A 16,984-nucleotide genomic window follows, 5' to 3' on the forward strand; every position below is an offset into this window, starting at 1 on the left:
GTCGAGGAGATAGCATGACAGAGACATTCGATCCGCGTAGGGTTGCAGCCAGGCTTCACGGCCTGCGCCAGGCCGGCAGGCAGGAGGCAACGGACACTTTCCCGCTGCCAGCCGATCTCCATCAGGCGATGGAGGCGCAGAATTTGCTCGCGGCGACAGACGGTATTGCCAGCAACGCCTGGAAGGTGACGGTCTCGCCGCAGGGCCAGGCGGTCACCGCTCCGCTGCATCCCTATGCCGAAGCCGTCTCGGGCGCTGACATTCCCTGGTATCCGGGCCTGAAATTCGAAACCGAGATCGCCGTGCGGCTCGGCAGGGACCTGCCGGTCCGCACCGTTCCATATAGCCGCGCCGACGTGGTCGAGGCGATCTCCGCTGTCCATCTCGGCGCCGAGCTGCTGGTGAGCGCGGTTAGGGAAAGCGGCAGCGTTTCCTTTCTGCTGTTCGTCGCCGACCGCCTCGGCAATAGCGGCTATGTGCTCGGTCCGAAGCTCGAAAAAAGCGTTGTCGACACCGTCGGGGGAACGCCGCTCAAGGTCACTCATGCCGGCCGCACGATCTTTGATGGTCCGGCACAGCATCCGAAGGGCGACGTTCTCACCTGGCTCGTCGATTACGCCAATGATGGCTTGCGCCCCGAGACATCGCTGAAGACGGGTGCGCTCATCACCACAGGCACGTTGAGCGGCGCGATCGAACTGACCGAACCCGGCGAGATCGACATCGAACTCGGCAATAGCAGGCTCAGCTTCTCGGTATCGAAGGGTTGACTTGACCCCGTGGCGCTTAAGCCTTCTCGCGGAACATCTCGATGATGGCGGAAAAGTCCCTTCCGCCATTACCCTGCTTCTCGAAGAGCGCGAAAAGCTGCGCTGCTTCCGCGCCGAGCGGCGTGGACGCGCCACTCGCCAGCGCCGCCTCCTGCGAAAGCCTGAGATCCTTCAGCATCAGGGCTGCGGCAAAGCCCGGCCTGTAGTCATTATTCGCAGGCGAAGTCGGCACCGGTCCGGGCACCGGGCAATAGGTATTGATCGACCAGCACTGGCCCGACGAGGTCGAGGCAACGTCGAACAGTGCCTGATGCGAGAGCCCAAGTTTCTCGGCGAGTACGAAGGCCTCGCAGACGCCGATCATCGAAATGCCGAGGATCATGTTGTTGCAGATCTTCGCCGCCTGGCCGGCGCCGGCCTCGCCGCAATGGACGATCTTCTTTCCCATCGCCTCGAGGATCGGTTTTGCCTTGACGAAGGCCTCTTCCGAGCCGCCGGCCATGAAGGTCAGCGTGCCCGCGGTCGCCCCGCCCGTGCCGCCGGAGACGGGGGCGTCGAGCGACAGGCAGCTCGCTGCCTTGGCCATCTCATGCGCCTTGCGGCTGCTGTCGACATCGATGGTCGAACAATCGATGACCAGCGTGCCTTGCGCGGCCGACTGCAGGATATCGGTCCAGGCCGTCAGCACGTGCCTGCCCTGCGGCAGCATGGTGATGATGATCTCCGCGTCCTTGACCGCCTGGCTGGCATGGCTTGCCGGTTTGACGCCGCTCTCCTCGGCCGCCTTCAGCACCGAAGCCGCGAGATCGAAGCCAAAGACTTCATGACCTGATTTGACCAGATTGGCTGCCATCGGCCCGCCCATGTTGCCAAGCCCGATGAATGCGATCCTTGCCATGGTCTTCTCCTATCGATTGTCTTCGAGGATCATTGCTGCCGCCTTTTCGGCGATCATGATCGTCGGCGAATTGGTGTTGCCCGAGGTGATCAACGGCATCACCGAGGCGTCGGCGATCCTCAGCTTGCCGAGCGCCCGGAATCTCAGCCTGGGATCGACGACGCTGTCCCTGTCGGCGCCCATGCGGCAGGTGCCGACGGGATGGAAGATCGTCGTGCCGATATCGCCCGCCACCCGCTCCAGATCGGCCTCCGTCTGATAGGCGGGTCCCGGCTTGAATTCCTCCGGCTTGAAACGGGCAAAGGAAGGCTGCGCGACGATCTTGCGCGTCAATCGTATTGAACGGACAGCTATGTCACGATCGCGCTGCGTCGAGAGGTATTTCGGGCTGATCGTCGGCTGGGCGGCAAAATCCGGGCTCGAAAGGTGCACCGAACCCCGGCTTTCCGGCCTGAGATTGCAGACGCTCGCCGTGATCGCCGGGAAAGGATGGACGGGATCGCCGAACTTCTCCAGCGATACCGGCTGCACGTGATATTGCAGATCAGGCGTTTCCCGGTCCGGGCCTGAGCGGGTGAAGATGCCGAGCTGGCTCGGCGCCATTGCCATCGGCCCGGAGCGGCGGACGAGATATTCGAGCCCGATCGCCGCCTTGCCGATCAGCTTCGTCGCCTTCTCGTTCAGCGTCGGAACGCCTGTGACCTTATAGGCCAGACGCAGCTGCAGATGGTCCTGCAGGTTCTCGCCGACACCCTTCACCTCGGTGACGACATCGACACCCGCCCGCTGGAGAACCTCGCCCCTGCCGATGCCTGACAGTTCCAGGATATGCGGCGAGCCGATCGAACCGGCCGAAAGGATGGTTTCTTTCGCAGCATAGGCGCGTTTCGCCACGCCACCATGCTGGAATTCGACGCCGGCAACGGCGCCCTCCTCCACCAGCAGCCGCCGGACCTGCGCTTTGGTCAGGACGGTCATGTTGGAGCGCTTCATCGCCGGGCGCAGGAAGGCCTTCGAGGTGTTCCAGCGAATGCCGGAACGCTGGTTGACGTCGAAATAGCCGGAACCTTCGTTGCTGCCGCGGTTGAAATCCGCGGTCTCAGGGATGCCTGCTTCCCTGGCCGCCTGCTGAAAGGCATCGAGCACGGCCCAGCGCACACGCGCCTTCTCGATGCGCCATTCGCCGCCGGCACCATGCATCTCGTCTTCGCCGCGATAAAAATCCTCGGACTTGCGGAAGAAGGGCAGAACATCGTCCCAACCCCAGCCGGTGCAGCCCATCTGCCGCCAGAGGTCGTAATCGCGCGCCTGGCCGCGCATGTAGATCATGCCGTTGATCGACGAACAGCCGCCAAGCACCTTGCCGCGCGGATAGCTCAACGCCCGGCCGTTCAATCCCGCTTCCGGCGCCGTGGTGAAGCACCAGTCGGTGCGCGGATTGTTGATGCAATAGAGATAACCGACCGGAATATGGATCCAGTGATAATTGTCGCTGCCGCCAGCCTCGAGCAGCAGCACGCGGCTCCTGCCATCGGCGGACAGCCGGTTGGCAAGCACGCAGCCGGCGCTGCCTGCCCCGATGATGATGTAGTCGTAACGATCCATGCCCCGCACGAGACTCCAGATGCTTGCCGCTTCCCTCTCCCCGCAGCACGGGGAGAGGAAGAGTCGCAGCGCCGCCGCCCGTCTCTTTTCCCGGGAAAGAGGGATTCTTTCCGGAAAGAGAGAGGTCCGCCCGTTCAGCGGCGATAGACGAAGCCCAGTTTCCGCCCCAGCCGCGAGGCGTAGAATTCGCCGATGATGCCCCGGCGGAAGATCAGTACGCAGACCATGAAGACGATGCCGGTGATGATCGTCACCGGGAATTCCGAGGTGGCGAGGTAGTTTTCCAGCGCCACCACCAGCCCGGCTCCGAAGAGCGGGCCGATCAGCGTGCCGATGCCGCCGAGCAGCGTCATCAGGATCACTTCGCCCGACATCTGCCAGGCGACGTCGGTCAGCGTCGCAAACTGGAAGACGATCGATTTCACAGCACCCGCGAGCCCGGCAAGCGCGGCCGACATGACGAAGGCGCCGAGCTTATAGCGTGCCACGGAATAGCCGAGCGAAATCGCCCGTTGCTCGTTTTCGCGGATCGATTTCAGGATCATGCCGAAGGGCGAATTGATGAAGCGCCAGATGATCAGCACGCCGATGATGAAAACAGCCAGCACGAAATAATACATATTGGTCGAGCTGTTCAGATCGATAAAGCCGAAGAGATGGCCGCGCGGCACCGACTGGATGCCGTCCTCGCCTTCGGTGAACTCCGCCTGCAGGCAGAAGAAGAAGAACATCTGCGACAGCGCCAGCGTGATCATCGCGAAATAGATGCCCTGACGGCGGATCGCGAAGAATCCCATGACGAGGCCGAGAAACGCCGCGCCCACCACCCCAATCAGGATGCCGAGTTCCGGCGGCAGGCCCCATGCCTTCACCGTATAGGCGGTGAAATAGGCCGCTCCCCCGAAGAAGGTGGCATGACCGAAGGACAGCAAGCCGGTATAGCCGAGCAGCAGGTTGAAGGCGCAGGCAAAGAGCGCGAAGCAAAGCAGCTTCATCAGGAAGATCGGATAGAAGAAAAACGGCGCCAGCAGCAGGAGCAGCAGCCCCGCCAGCAGAAAACCCGCCTGTACCGAAAGGGCGGTTCGGCTTTTTTCCGTTTGGATGGTTTCGGTGATGTCAGCCATGTCACGCATCCCGTCCGAAGAGGCCCGCGGGCCTGATAAGAAGCACGATCGCCATGATGACGAAGATCACGATGTTGGAAGCCTCGGGATAGAAGACCTTGGTCAGGCCCTCGGCGATGCCGAGCACATAACCAGTGATGATCGCGCCCATGATCGATCCCATGCCGCCGACGACGACCACGGCGAAGACGACGATGATCATGTTCGAGCCCATCAGCGGCGAGACCTGGTAGATCGGCGCCGCCAGCACGCCGGCAAAGGCGGCGAGACCCGCCCCGAGCGCGTAAGTGAGCGTCAAGAGCACCGGCACGTTGACGCCGAAGACCTGCACCAGCACGGCGTTTTCCGTGGCGGCGCGCAGATAAGCGCCGAGCTTGGTCTTCTCGATCAGCAGCCATGTGCCAAGGCAGACGACGAGCGAGACGACGACCACCCAGCCGCGATAGATCGGCAGGAACATGAAGCCGAGGTTGGCGCCGCCGGCAAGCGCAGCCGGCGTCGCATAGGGCTGGCCGGAAGAGCCGTAGAGATAGCGGAAGGTGCCCTCGACCGCGAGCGCCAGGCCGAAGGTGAAGAGCAGGCCGTAGAGCGGATCGAGATCGTAGAGCCGGCGCAGGAACAGCCGCTCGATGATAGCGCCGGCAAGGCCGACGATCACGGGCGCCAGGATCAGCGACGGCCAGTAGCCGATGCCGGCATAGGTCAGCAGCAGGTAGGCGACGAAGGCGCCGAGCATATATTGCGCGCCATGGGCGAAGTTGATCACCCGGAGCAGGCCGAAGATGATGGCGAGGCCGAGGCTGAGCAGCGCATAGAACGAACCGTTGATCAGGCCGATCAGCAGCTGGCCGAACAGCGCCTGCAGGGGAATGCCGAAGATCATTGTCATCTGGTCACACTCCCAGAACTTTGTGCAGCGTGTCCATGCGCTGCGGCAGTTCACCGACCGGGAATTCCGACACCATCTGCCCATGATCCATCAGATAGAAGCGATCGGCAATACGGCTGGCGAAACGGAAATTCTGCTCGACGAGCAGGATCGTCATGCCGCGCTCCTTCAGCGTCTTCAGCACCTCCCCGATGCGCTGGACGATCACGGGGGCAAGCCCTTCCGTCGGTTCGTCGAGAATGAGCAGCCTGACGCCGGTGCGTAGGATTCGAGCGATCGCCAACATCTGCTGTTCGCCGCCGGAAAGCTTGGTGCCCGGGCTACCGCGGCGCTCGTAGAGATTGGGAAAGAGCTCGTAGATCTCGTCGAGTGTCATCCCACCTGCTGCCACGACAGGCGGCAGCAGCAGGTTTTCCGAAACGGTTAGCGTCGAGAAGATGCCGCGCTCCTCCGGCACGAAGCCGATGCCCCGATGCGCCGTCTTGTGCAGCGGCACCTGCATCATGTCGCTGCCGGCAAAGCTGATCTTGCCCTTCCGGGACCGCACGATGCCGGTGATGGTGCGCAGCGTCGTCGTCTTGCCGACCCCATTACGTCCGAGAATGGTGATCGTCTCGCCTTCTCCGACGCGCATATCGACGCCGTGCAGGACATGGCTTTCGCCGTACCAGGCATTGAGCCCCTGGACCTCGAGGAGAGCGGCCATCAATGCTCCTCCGTACCCATATAGGCGACGCGTACGCGCTCGTCCTGGCTGACGGTCGCATAATCGCCCTCGGCGAGGATCTCGCCACGCTGCAGCACCGTGACATGCTGGCAGATATTGGCGACGACGGAGAGATTGTGCTCGACCATGAGCACCGCCCGCTCGCGGGCGACCTCGCGGATGATGGATGAGACGACGCCGACATCCTCCTGCCCCATGCCGGCCATCGGCTCGTCGAGCAGCAGCACCTTGGGATCAAGCGCCAGCGTGGTGGCGATCTCCAGCACCCGCTTGCGGCCATACGAAAGATCGGCGGCGATATGATCGCGCTCCTTGGAAAGCCCGACGCTGGCCAGCAGTTGCTCGGCGCGCTCGTTCAGCCGGTCGAGCGCCGAAATCGGCCGCCAGAACTGCGTGGAAAGATTGTTCGGCCGCTGCAGCGCCACACGCACATTGTCGAGAACGCTCAGGTGCGGGAAGACCGCGGAGATTTGGAAAGAGCGTACCAGTCCCATGCGCGCCACCTTGTCGGGTGGCGTCTTCGTGATGTCAACGCCCATCAGGGTGATCGTGCCTGATGTCGGCTGCAGGAACTTGGTCAGCAGGTTGAAGACCGTCGTCTTGCCGGCGCCGTTCGGGCCTATCAGCGCATGCACGCTTGCGTCATGCACGTCGAGATCGACGTTCTTGACGGCGGTGAAGCCGCCGAAATCGCGGCGCAGGCCGCGGGCGGACAAGACCACCCGCGGTTTTTCCTGAGTTTCAATTGCGGAAACCGCCATCGTGCTTACTTCACCAGATCGCAGCCGCTCTTGGCGGGGTCGATATAGGCTTCCTTGCCGGGAATGGTGGCGAGCACGTTGAAATAATCCCACGGCTCCTTGCTTTCGGAAGGCTTCTTGACCTGCAGCAGGTACATGTCATGGATCATGCGGCCATTGGCGCCGACCGTGCCGCCGCGGCCGAAGACGTCATCGACCGGCATTTCATGCAGCTGCTTGGCGACGGCTTCCGTCTCGTCGGTGCCGGCCTTCTCCACCGCCTTCAAATATTGCGTCACTGCCGAATAGGTGCCGGTGTGGATCATGTTCGGCATCTTGCCGGTGCGGGCGAAGAACTTCTTGGCGAAGGCGCGGCTTTCGTCGTCGCGATTCCAGTAAAAACCTTCCGTCAGGGTCAACCCTTGAGCCGCTTCGAGGCCGAGGCCGTGGACTTCGGCGAGCGTGAAGAGCAGCGCCGCCAGATGCTGGCCGCCCTGGGTGATACCGAATTCGGCCGCCTGCTTGATGGCGTTCGAGGTGTCGAGGCCGGCATTGGCAAGGCCGATCACCTTGGCGCCGGACGATTGCGCCTGCAGCAGGAAGGACGAGAAGTCCTGGGTCGACAGCGGATGGCGGACAGCGCCGACAACCTTGCCGCCGCTTGCCTTGACATAATCGCTGGTCTGCTGCTCCAGCGAATAGCCGAAGGCATAGTCGGCGGTCAGGAAGAACCAGCTGTCGCCGCCCTGCTTGACGAGCGCGCCGCCGGTACCGACGGCCAATGCATGCGTATCGTAGGCCCAATGGAAGCCATAAGGCGAGCAGGCCTTGCCGGTGAGATCCGTCGTCGCCGCACCGGTGACGATGTCGATCTTCTTCTTTTCCTTGCCGATCGCCTGTACGGCGAGCGCCACCGACGAGGTCGTCAGTTCCATGATCGCATCCACCTGCTCGGTGTCGTACCACTGGCGAGCGATGTTGGAGGCGATATCAGGCTTGTTCTGGTGGTCGGCATCGACGATCTCGACTGGAACACCCAGGACCTTACCGCCGAAATCCTCGACCGCCATCTTGGCGGCTTCGACGGAGGACTTGCCGCCAAAATCGGCATAGACACCCGACTGGTCGTTCAGGATGCCGATCTTGACCTTGCCGTCGGTCGCGCTCTGCGCGAGCACCGCTGTGCTGCTTGCAAGCAGAAATGCAACTGATGCAATGAGATTCTTTCGCATATGATCTCCTCCCAGAGATTGGCCAGATTGCGGATCTGTTCAAATTTGGCCAGCCGCACTCCTCAGAACGACGGACCCTCACCTTACGATCACGGAAATTCCGCCCTGAGGCAACGGGTGATTTACAACTAATTCCAAACAGTATCTGTTCGTTTTTGAACAGAGGGGATCGCGATGAACAATCCACCGCAGTTTACTTGGGACGATCTGCAGTTTTTTCTAGCCGTCGCCCGCACTGGACAGCTATCGACGGCAGCGCGCCAGCTGCGCTCCAGCCATGCCACCGTCTCGCGCCGCATCGACCGGCTGGAGTTCACCCTCAAGGTCAAGCTGTTCGAGCGCAATCCGCGCGGCTACGTGCTGACTGCCATGGGCACGCGCTTCGTCGAGACCGCCGAAAGGATGGAGCAGGAGACCGAGCGGCTGCGCGCCGACCTCGCTGACGGCTCGATGGCGCAACGCGGCCTGGTGCGGCTCAGCGCGCCGGAGGGTTTTGCCAATTTCTTCTTCGCAACCGTCTTGCCGCAGTTTGCCGCCCAGCATCCGCATCTGGCGCTCGAACTGGTGACGATCCAGCAGATCATGTCGCTGTCGCGCAAAGAGGCCGATCTCTCCGTCGTGCTCGATGAACCGAAGGGCGGCCCCTATTTCGCTGAGAAGCTGACCGACTATCATCTGCAGATCTACGGCTCGCGTGACTATCTGGCAAAGGCGCCTGCCATCACCTGCCGTGAAGACCTGCTTGAGCATCCCTTCGTCAGCTATATCGAGGAAATGATCTTCGCGCCGGGCTTGGACTATCTGGGCGATGTGCACCCGCGCATCAAGCCGCAGTTCCAGAGCTCCAGCATCTTCGCGCAGCTGACCGCCACGAGAAACGGCCTCGGCCTCTGCATCCTGCCCTATTTCTTCGCCAGCCGTTATCCCGAACTGGTCCGCGTACTGCCCGAGGAGATCGACCTCAAGCGCCATTACTGGATCACCTGTCATCGCGACCTGAAACAGGCGCCGCGCGTGCGCGCCGTTATCGATTTCCTGCGCGAGGCGGTGCGCGGCGAGGATGCGCGCTTCGTGCCACCCTATGTCACCGCCGCCGGCCCGGCGCGCCGGACAAGAGCCGATGTCTAATTAGAGCATGATGTCGTCCGAAAACCGCTGCCAGTTTTCGGCATCATGCTCTGGTTACTTCAGGAATTCGGCCCGGTGGGGGGTGAATGCATCGATCAGCCGGCCCTTTTCCAGCGCCTTGACGCCGTGGACGAGGTTGGGGGGCACGATGAAACTGCCGCCCTGCTTGAGCACCTCGGTCCGGCCATCGATCGTCACTTCGAAACTGCCTTCGGCGACATAACTTGCCTGGATATGCGGATGCGAATGGGCAGCACCCACGGCACCGCTTTCGAAGGCCACTTCCACCAGCATCATCTCGGGCAGATAGGTCATGATGCGCCTGACGACGCCGGGCTCGGGATTGACCCATTCGGCGCCTTCGGCCGATACGAACAGATCGCTTGACGACATTTCCGCCTCCTCATTCCAGAATCGATCGCGGGCAAAGTGGATCATGCCGCCGCTTTTGAAAAGATGGCGCGGCCGGTCTTTTCGAGACTGCCGCCTTCTGTTGACGTGGTCGGCTGGCGGGTCTATGGCCAACTTAAGCGAGGCAAGCCAGAACCGGGATGAGGAGACGCGGCCATGCAGCATACGCGCGAAGTTTTCGACTGGGCCGATCCGTTCCGGCTGGTGGAGCAGCTGACCAGCGAAGAGCGCATGGTGCAGGACACCGCCCACGCCTATGCGCAGGAAAAGCTTGCGCCTCGCGTTCTCGACGCCTTCCGCAATGAAAAGACCGATCCTGAGATCTTCCGCGAAATGGGCGAACTCGGCCTGCTCGGCCCGACGATCTCGCCGGATTATGGCGGCGCCGGCCTCGGTTATGTCGCCTACGGGCTGATCGCCCGCGAGGTCGAACGGGTCGACAGCGGTTACCGCTCGATGATGAGCGTGCAGTCCTCACTCGTGATGGTGCCGATCGAAACCTTCGGCTCCGAGGCGCAGAAGCTGAAATACCTGCCGAAACTCGCCACCGGCGAATGGATCGGCTGCTTCGGCCTGACCGAACCCGATCACGGCTCCGACCCCGGCTCGATGGCGACACGCGCCAAGAAGGTCGACGGCGGCTACAGCCTGACCGGCTCGAAGACCTGGATCTCCAACGCGCCGATCGCCGATGTCTTCGTCGTCTGGGCAAAGACCGAGGATGGCCTCATCCGCGGCTTCATCCTCGAAAAGGGCTGGAAAGGGCTTTCGGCTCCCGCCATCCACGGCAAGGTGGGACTGCGCGCCTCGATCACCGGCGAAGTGGTGATGGACGGGGTCTTCGTGCCTGAGGAAAACCTTCTGCCTGATGTGACCGGCCTCAAGGGACCGTTCACCTGCCTCAACTCGGCCCGTTTCGGCATCGCCTGGGGCGCGCTCGGTGCCGCCGAGGATTGTTATGCGAGAGCACGGCAATATACGCTCGAGCGCAAGCAGTTCAGCCGGCCGCTCGCCGCCAACCAGTTGATCCAGAAGAAGCTCGCCGACATGACGGCGGAAATCTCGCTCGGTCTTCAGGGTTGCCTGCGACTTGGCCGCATGAAGGAGGAAGGCCATCCGCCGGTGGAGCTGACCTCGATCCTCAAGCGCAACAGCTGCGGCAAGGCGCTGGAGATTGCGCGGGCGGCCCGCGACATGCTCGGCGGCAACGGCATCTCCGACGAATTCGGCATCGCCCGTCACCTCGTCAACCTCGAAGTGGTCAACACCTATGAAGGCACACACGACATCCACGCGCTGATCATCGGCCGGGCGATTACCGGCATTGCCGCCTTTGCAAACTAGGCCGGCTGCCGGGGAAGGCGAATTGCCACGCGCCTGACAATGTGCAACCTTCCTGACGACGGCAAGAGCCGGCAAAAAGGGGGATCATGCATGTTTCTGCTTCTTGCATTGCTGATTGGTGTCATATCAGGGCTTCGCGCCATGACCGCGCCGGCCGCCGTCGCCTGGGGCGCGGCACTCGGCGGGTTCGATGTCTCGCAGACACCGCTTGCCTTCATGGGTTACAAGTGGACGCCCTGGATCTTCACGCTTCTCGCCGTCGTCGAACTGATCACCGATCAGCTGCCGTCCACGCCGTCGCGCAAGGTGCCCGTGCAGTTCGGCGCCCGCATCGTCATGGGCGCGCTGGCCGGCGCCACGATCGGTGCCGCCAGCGGCCTGCTCTTCGGCGGGCTGATTGCCGGGGTGATCGGCGCCGTCATCGGCACATATAGTGGCGCCGCCGTCCGCGGCAGGCTTGCCGCCTCCTTCGGTAAGGATCTGCCGGCCGCTCTCATTGAAGATGCCGTCGCCGTCATCGGCGCGCTGCTGATCGTGGCCGTGTCATGAAGAGCTTCGACGCCATCGTTATCGGGGGCGGCCAGGCCGGCCCCTTCCTCGCCGCCCGCATGGTCGAAAAGGGCATGAAGGTGGCGCTGATCGAGCGCAAATTCCTCGGCGGCACCTGCGTCAATGCCGGCTGCATGCCGACGAAGACGCTGGTCGCTAGCGCCCGCGCCGCCTATGTCGCGAGAAATAGCGCCGTTTACGGCGTCAATATTCCGGGCGAGATCGCCATCGACATGAAGGTGGTCAGGGCCCGTGCCGAAACCGTGACCATGAATGCCCGCAACGGCCTGATCGGCTGGTTCGCCGGGATGGACGGCATGACCGTGATCTACGGCCATGCCCGTTTCGAGGACCCAAAGACCGTCAGCGTCAACGGCGAGACGCTGACCGCACCGCGCATCTTCCTCAATGTCGGCGCGCGGCCGGTGATCCCCGACCTGCCCGGCATCAACGATATCGACTATCTCACCAGCACCTCGATCATCCATCTCGACACGCTGCCACGGCATCTGGCCGTGATCGGCGGCAGTTATATCGGGCTGGAATTCGCGCAGATGTATCGCCGCTTCGGCGCCGAAGTCAGCGTCATCGAGCATGGCCCGAAGCTCGCGTCGCGCGAGGACGAGGATATATCCGACGCGATCGCCGATGTCCTGCGCTCGGAGGGCATCGACATTCATACCGGTGTCAGCGACATCGCCTTCGCCAGGAGCAGCGACGGAATAACGGTCGCCACCGATTCAGCGAGGATCGATGCGAGCCATGTGCTGATCGCCACCGGCCGCAAGCCGAACACAGACGATCTCGGCCTCGATGCCGCCGGCGTCATCAGCGACAAGCACGGCTACATCACCGTCGACGACAGGCTTGCCACCAATGTCGACGGCATCTGGGCGCTCGGCGATTGCAACGGCCACGGCGCCTTCACCCACACGTCCTACAATGATTTCGAGATCGCCGCCGCCAATCTTCTCGACGGCGCCGATCGCAAGCTCTCGAGCCGCATCCTGGCCTATGCTCTTTATATCGACCCGCCGCTTGGCCGTGTCGGCATGACGGAGAAGCAGGCACGCGCCTCGGGACGCAAGATCATGATCTCGACCCGGCCGATGAGCCGCGTCGGCCGCGCCAACGAGCGCGGCGAGACCAAGGGCTTCATGAAGGTGATCGCCGACGCCGAGACTAAAAAAATCCTCGGCGCGGCGATCCTGGGCATCGAAGGTGACGAGGTGATCCACGGCATCATAGACGCGATGAATGCAGGAACGACCTATCCCGCATTGCAATGGTCGGTGCCGATCCATCCGACGGTGTCGGAGCTGATCCCGACGGTGCTTGGGGATTTGAAGCCGGTTTAGCTGTAGAAACCCTGGGGCCGAGGACAGCTACGTGTCTATCGAACTGCTGATCGAGCACTACGGCCTATTGGCGATATTTCTGGGTGCAGCCTTCGAAGGCGAAACAGCCGCCTTCCTAGGCGGCGTGATTTCCCACCGCGGGCTGCTGACCTATTGGTCGGCGTCGCTTGCCGCAACGGCAGGATCCTTCGCCGGCGATCAGTTCTGGTTCTTCGCCGGCCGTTATGCGGCTCGATGGGGTCTCGTCCGCCGGCTGATGGAAAGACCGGCGCTGGCGCGCGCAACCCGGCTTCTGGAAAGATATCCCACCGGCTTCATCCTTGCGTTTCGTTTTCTGGTGGGGTTGCGGACGATCAGCCCGATCGTCATCGGGACAACACGCATAGCGACCGGTAAATTCATCATCCTGAATGCTGTGGCCGCGCTGGTGTGGGGGCAGCTTTTCACGGCGCTCGGTTACGTGTTCGGGCACGGCATCCAACAGACGTTGGGCCACCTTCCGCTTCATCGCCATCTGCTGATCGCAGTCGGAGCCGCGGCTGTCGTTGCAGGCGCGGCTCTTGCCTTTCGCAAGATGAAACTGAGCGCCAGGCACTCATAGAAGCGTTGTTGCGCCCTATTCCATCACGATTTGCAGCTTCACGTCGCTGGGCCGCGCCTCGACGGCGCGATCAAACGCCTTGATCGATTCTTCGAATGTGAAGGTCTCTGATATCAGCGGCTTCAGATCCACTCGTCCCGAGCCGAGCAGCGCGATCGACCGCTCATACTGGTGCGCGTAGCGGAACACCGTCTCGATGCGGATTTCCTTGGTGGATGCCGTCGAGACGTCGAAGCCGATCGGGTTGACCGGTAGGCCGACGACGACAATGACGCCACCCGGGCGCGGCAGCGCCATGATCGTCTCCCAGGCCTTCGGCGAACCGGAGCATTCGAAGACGACATCGGCGCCCCAGCCGTCGGTCAGCCGGCCGACCTCTTCGACCAGGTTCTTCTCGCGAATATTGACCGGAATGACACCCTGGTACTGCGCGGCGATATCGAGCTTCGGCTGGGCGAGATCGGCGACGATGGCGCGGGCGCAGCCGCCGGCAAGGGCCGCGATCGCCACCATCGTGCCGATCGGCCCGGCGCCGAGGACGACGGCAGTGTCGCCCGGCGTAATCTTCGCCTTGGCGGCCGCCTGCATGCCGACGGCGAAGGGCTCGACCATGGCGCCTTCGGCAAAGCTGACATTGTCGGGTAGCTTGAAGGTGTAATTGGCGGGATGCACGACCTCTGGCGTCAGCACACCGTGGATCGGCGGGGTCGCCCAGAAGGTCACGGCCGGGTCGATATTGTACAGGCCAAGCCGGCTTGCCTTGGAATTCGGATCGGGGATGCCGGGCTCCATGCAGACGCGGTCGCCGACTTTCAGATGCGTGACGCCAGCGCCGACCTCGACCACCGTGCCCGCCGCCTCATGGCCGAGCACCATCGGCGCGTTGACGACGAAGGGGCCGATCTTGCCATGGGTGTAATAATGCACGTCCGAACCGCAGACGCCGACGGTGTGGATCCTGATCTTCACCTCGCCGGGGCGAGTTTCAAGCGGCAGATCGATATCGCGAAGCGCAAGCTCATGCTGGCGTTCGAGGACAAGCGCGCGGACTTTGGTCATCGTCGGTTTCCTTCCCTAATGGCTTGCCCATGGCTCCATCGGGCAGCGTCGAAGGCGACTATAAGGCCCGAAGCCTTCCCAATTCAACCAGATTGCGAAGGCTTTTGCTCAACAAATGAAAAAATGCTCACTCGGACCTTCCGAGGCTCAGTACCGGCTGCGGCCCGTCGGAAAACTGCGCCAGCCTGGTCCGATGGCGAGCGGCCTCGGAAGGGCATTTATAAGATTTTTATATAGATGGCCTGTCGTCCGTCTCGAACCTTTATGCGCTTCGGCTCCATATCGATGTCCGAGAGATCGAAAAGATCATCTCCACGCCAGAAAGCATGAAAGGCGGCCTCCCAGCGCCCTTTGTCTTGTCTGACTCCGAGAAGAACAACAGGAGTCACGATCATGATGGATATCATTCTACTCGGCGCAGCGATCATATTCTTCGCGCTGTGCTTTGCCTACACCCGAGCCTGCGACAGGCTTTGACAGGAGAAGCGACGATGACCCTCGATTATGTCTTGAGCGGTGCCGTAACCGTGTTTCTCACCGTTTACCTCACCTACGCGCTCCTTCGCCCAGAACGCTTTTAAAGAGAACTGGCGCTTCTGAGGTCGCGCATGCGCGGCCCAGAAGCAGCCGGGTATTGAAAGTTTACCTCCATGACCCTCAACGGATGGCTTCAGATCCTGCTTTACTGCGGGATCGTCCTCGTGCTCGTCAAACCGCTCGGCGGCTATATGACGCGTGTCTTCAGCGGCGAGCGCACTTTCCTGTCACCGGTCCTCGTTCCGATCGAACGGGGACTTTACCGCATTGCCGGCACCAGCGAACGCGAGGAACAGCATTGGACCTCCTATGCCTTCGCCATGCTAATGTTCAACCTGCTCGGCGTCATCGTGCTTTACGCGCTGCAGCGCCTGCAGGCCGGTCTTCCCTATAATCCGACCGGCATGGCAGCCATCCCGCCGGAGCTTTCCTTCAACACGGCCGTCAGCTTCGTCAGCAACACCAACTGGCAGAACTACGGCGGCGAAAGCACGATGTCGTATCTGACGCAGATGGCCGGTTTCACCGTCCAGAACTTCGTCTCGGCGGCGACCGGCATTGCCATCGCGCTCGCCTTCATCCGCGCCTTCTCGCGCGCCTCGGGCAAGGCGATTGGCAATTTCTGGGTCGATATGACGAGGGCCACTTTCTATGTGCTCTTGCCGATCTGCATCGTGCTGACGCTGGTCTTTGTCTATCTCGGCGTGCCGCAGACGCTCGGCTCCTACGTCAATGCGACGACGCTCGAAGGCGCACAGCAGACGATCGCCGTCGGCCCCGTCGCCTCGCAGCTTGCCATCAAGATGCTTGGCACCAACGGCGGCGGCTTCTTCAACGCCAACTCCGCCCATCCGTTCGAAAACCCCGATGCGATCTCCAACCTCATCCAGATGGTGTCGATCTTCGCGATCGGCGCGGCTCTGACCAACGTGTTCGGCCGCATGGTCGGCAATCAGCGCCAGGGCTGGGCGATCCTCGCCACGATGGGCGTCCTGTTCGTCGCCGGCGTCATCGTCACCTATTGGGCGGAAGCCGCCGGCAATCCGCTGATGCATGCCTTCGGTCTTGGCGGCGGCAACATGGAAGGCAAGGAAGTCCGCTTCGGCGTCGCCCTATCCTCGCTCTTTGCGGTCATCACCACGGCGGCCTCCTGCGGCGCGGTCAATGCCATGCATGGCAGCTTCACGGCACTCGGTGGCCTCGTTCCACTGATCAACATGCAGCTCGGCGAAGTCATTGTCGGCGGTGTCGGCGCTGGCTTTTACGGCATCCTGCTCTTTATCATCGTCGCCGTCTTCGTCGCCGGCCTGATGGTCGGCCGCACGCCGGAATATCTCGGCAAGAAGATCGAGGCGAAGGAAATGAAGATGGCCGTTCTCGCCATTCTCTGCCTGCCGCTCGCCATGCTGGTCTTCACCGCAATCGCAAGCGTCCTTCCGAGTGCGGTTGCATCGGTCGGGACCGCCGGGCCGCACGGCTTCTCGGAAATCCTCTATGCCTATACATCGGCGGCAGCGAACAACGGCTCGGCTTTCGGCGGTCTGACGGGCAATACGCCCTGGTACAACATAACCCTTGGCCTCGGTATGCTGATGGGCCGCTTCCTGGTCATCATTCCGGCGCTTGCAATCGCCGGTTCGCTGATCGCCAAGAAGTCGGTTCCGGCCTCGGCGGGCACCTTCCCGACGGACGGTCCGCTCTTCGCCGGCCTGCTCGTCGGCACGATCCTGATCGTCGGCGGCCTGACCTTCTTCCCGGCGTTGGCCCTTGGCCCCGTCGTCGAGCACCTGGTCATGATCGCCGGCCAGACCTTTTGAGGTCATGCCATGATCCTCCGTAACAGGCTTCGCAACGCCTTCCACTCACGTCCCGGTGCGCCGGGACGTGGGAATGTCCCGAGACCCCAAGCCTCCGACATCATCCTGGTGATGATGGCAGGCCTCCTCGTCATCGCCGCCATATTCAAAATCTTACAGGGCTGACCGGCTTCCGGTTCGCCATCCTCGTTTCAA

The 16,984-nt window shown here is 62.3% G+C and carries 17 protein-coding genes; 8 read left to right on the forward strand and 9 right to left on the reverse strand.

The genetic code is table 11. The annotated features are described in order from the left end of the window. The first annotated feature begins 14 nt into the window (after nt 1-14). Nucleotides 15-770, forward strand: coding sequence for a fumarylacetoacetate hydrolase family protein (locus tag U5G49_RS24985; RefSeq protein WP_193446893.1), 756 nt, complete (start codon nt 15-17; stop codon nt 768-770). Between the two features lie 16 nt (nt 771-786). On the opposite strand, the gene mmsB is transcribed toward U5G49_RS24985, so the two are convergent. The 7 genes from mmsB to U5G49_RS25020 form a co-directional block, all read right to left on the reverse strand. Beyond that, nucleotides 787-1,668, reverse strand: a complete 882-nt coding sequence (mmsB, locus tag U5G49_RS24990; protein ID WP_193446892.1) for a 3-hydroxyisobutyrate dehydrogenase — start codon at nt 1,666-1,668, stop codon at nt 787-789. Nucleotides 1,669-1,677: 9 nt separating this feature from the next. Then, the gene (locus U5G49_RS24995) at nt 1,678-3,273 is read right to left on the reverse strand and encodes a GMC family oxidoreductase (protein WP_193446891.1); all 1,596 of its coding nucleotides are present in this window, start codon (nt 3,271-3,273) and stop codon (nt 1,678-1,680) included. Nucleotides 3,274-3,407: 134 nt separating this feature from the next. Further along, nucleotides 3,408-4,397, reverse strand: coding sequence for a branched-chain amino acid ABC transporter permease (locus tag U5G49_RS25000; protein ID WP_018246524.1), 990 nt, complete (start codon nt 4,395-4,397; stop codon nt 3,408-3,410). A 1-nt stretch (nt 4,398) separates the two neighbouring features. Then, a complete protein-coding gene (locus tag U5G49_RS25005) occupies nt 4,399-5,286 on the reverse strand; it encodes a branched-chain amino acid ABC transporter permease (protein WP_003547797.1) in 888 nt (295 codons plus the stop codon). 4 nt (nt 5,287-5,290) lie between these two features. Continuing rightward, on the reverse strand, nt 5,291-5,992 hold the full coding sequence (locus U5G49_RS25010) for an ABC transporter ATP-binding protein (RefSeq protein WP_018448540.1): 702 nt from the start codon (nt 5,990-5,992) through the stop codon (nt 5,291-5,293). Next, entirely contained in the window at nt 5,992-6,774 is a 783-nt protein-coding gene (locus U5G49_RS25015; protein WP_018448539.1) for an ABC transporter ATP-binding protein, read from the reverse strand. The genes U5G49_RS25010 and U5G49_RS25015 overlap by 1 nt, the downstream gene beginning before the upstream one ends. 5 nt (nt 6,775-6,779) lie before the next feature. Beyond that, a complete protein-coding gene (locus U5G49_RS25020; RefSeq protein ID WP_018246520.1) occupies nt 6,780-7,985 on the reverse strand; it encodes an ABC transporter substrate-binding protein in 1,206 nt (401 codons plus the stop codon). Between the two features lie 174 nt (nt 7,986-8,159). Between U5G49_RS25020 and U5G49_RS25025 the strand changes: the two genes are divergently transcribed. Then, on the forward strand, nt 8,160-9,113 hold the full coding sequence (locus U5G49_RS25025; RefSeq protein ID WP_018448538.1) for a LysR family transcriptional regulator: 954 nt from the start codon (nt 8,160-8,162) through the stop codon (nt 9,111-9,113). A 54-nt stretch (nt 9,114-9,167) separates the two neighbouring features. Here U5G49_RS25025 and U5G49_RS25030 read toward each other — a convergent pair whose 3' ends face one another. Next, nucleotides 9,168-9,506: a cupin domain-containing protein gene (locus tag U5G49_RS25030; RefSeq protein WP_138331347.1), complete on the reverse strand. Its 339-nt coding sequence runs from the start codon at nt 9,504-9,506 to the stop codon at nt 9,168-9,170. Nucleotides 9,507-9,680: 174 nt separating this feature from the next. On the opposite strand from U5G49_RS25030, the gene U5G49_RS25035 reads away from it, so the two are divergent. The 4 genes from U5G49_RS25035 (at nt 9,681) to U5G49_RS25050 (ending at nt 13,376) form a co-directional block, all read left to right on the forward strand. Beyond that, nucleotides 9,681-10,868, forward strand: a complete 1,188-nt coding sequence (locus U5G49_RS25035; RefSeq protein ID WP_193446890.1) for an acyl-CoA dehydrogenase — start codon at nt 9,681-9,683, stop codon at nt 10,866-10,868. Nucleotides 10,869-10,958: 90 nt separating this feature from the next. Continuing rightward, nucleotides 10,959-11,417 carry a DUF4126 domain-containing protein gene (locus U5G49_RS25040; RefSeq protein WP_193446889.1) on the forward strand — a complete coding sequence of 153 codons (459 nt, stop codon included), beginning with the start codon at nt 10,959-10,961 and terminating at the stop codon, nt 11,415-11,417. After that, complete coding sequence (locus tag U5G49_RS25045) at nt 11,414-12,775, forward strand: FAD-containing oxidoreductase (RefSeq protein ID WP_018246512.1); 1,362 nt, start codon at nt 11,414-11,416, stop codon at nt 12,773-12,775. The genes U5G49_RS25040 and U5G49_RS25045 overlap by 4 nt, the downstream gene beginning before the upstream one ends. A gap of 31 nt (nt 12,776-12,806) precedes the next feature. Further along, a complete protein-coding gene (locus U5G49_RS25050; protein WP_193446888.1) occupies nt 12,807-13,376 on the forward strand; it encodes a DedA family protein in 570 nt (189 codons plus the stop codon). A 15-nt stretch (nt 13,377-13,391) separates the two neighbouring features. Here U5G49_RS25050 and U5G49_RS25055 read toward each other — a convergent pair whose 3' ends face one another. Continuing rightward, the gene (locus U5G49_RS25055) at nt 13,392-14,435 is read right to left on the reverse strand and encodes an NAD(P)-dependent alcohol dehydrogenase (protein ID WP_193446887.1); all 1,044 of its coding nucleotides are present in this window, start codon (nt 14,433-14,435) and stop codon (nt 13,392-13,394) included. A 491-nt stretch (nt 14,436-14,926) separates the two neighbouring features. Between U5G49_RS25055 and U5G49_RS25060 the strand changes: the two genes are divergently transcribed. Together U5G49_RS25060 and kdpA are read left to right on the forward strand one after the other, a co-directional pair. Next, nucleotides 14,927-15,016 carry a K(+)-transporting ATPase subunit F gene (locus U5G49_RS25060; RefSeq protein ID WP_003547774.1) on the forward strand — a complete coding sequence of 30 codons (90 nt, stop codon included), beginning with the start codon at nt 14,927-14,929 and terminating at the stop codon, nt 15,014-15,016. Between the two features lie 69 nt (nt 15,017-15,085). Next, on the forward strand, nt 15,086-16,789 hold the full coding sequence (gene kdpA, locus U5G49_RS25065) for a potassium-transporting ATPase subunit KdpA (RefSeq protein WP_193446886.1): 1,704 nt from the start codon (nt 15,086-15,088) through the stop codon (nt 16,787-16,789). Nucleotides 16,790-16,984: the final 195 nt, after the last annotated feature.

The sequence above is a fragment of the Rhizobium indigoferae genome (genome assembly GCF_034554815.1).
Taxonomy (GTDB): domain Bacteria; phylum Pseudomonadota; class Alphaproteobacteria; order Rhizobiales; family Rhizobiaceae; genus Rhizobium; species Rhizobium leguminosarum.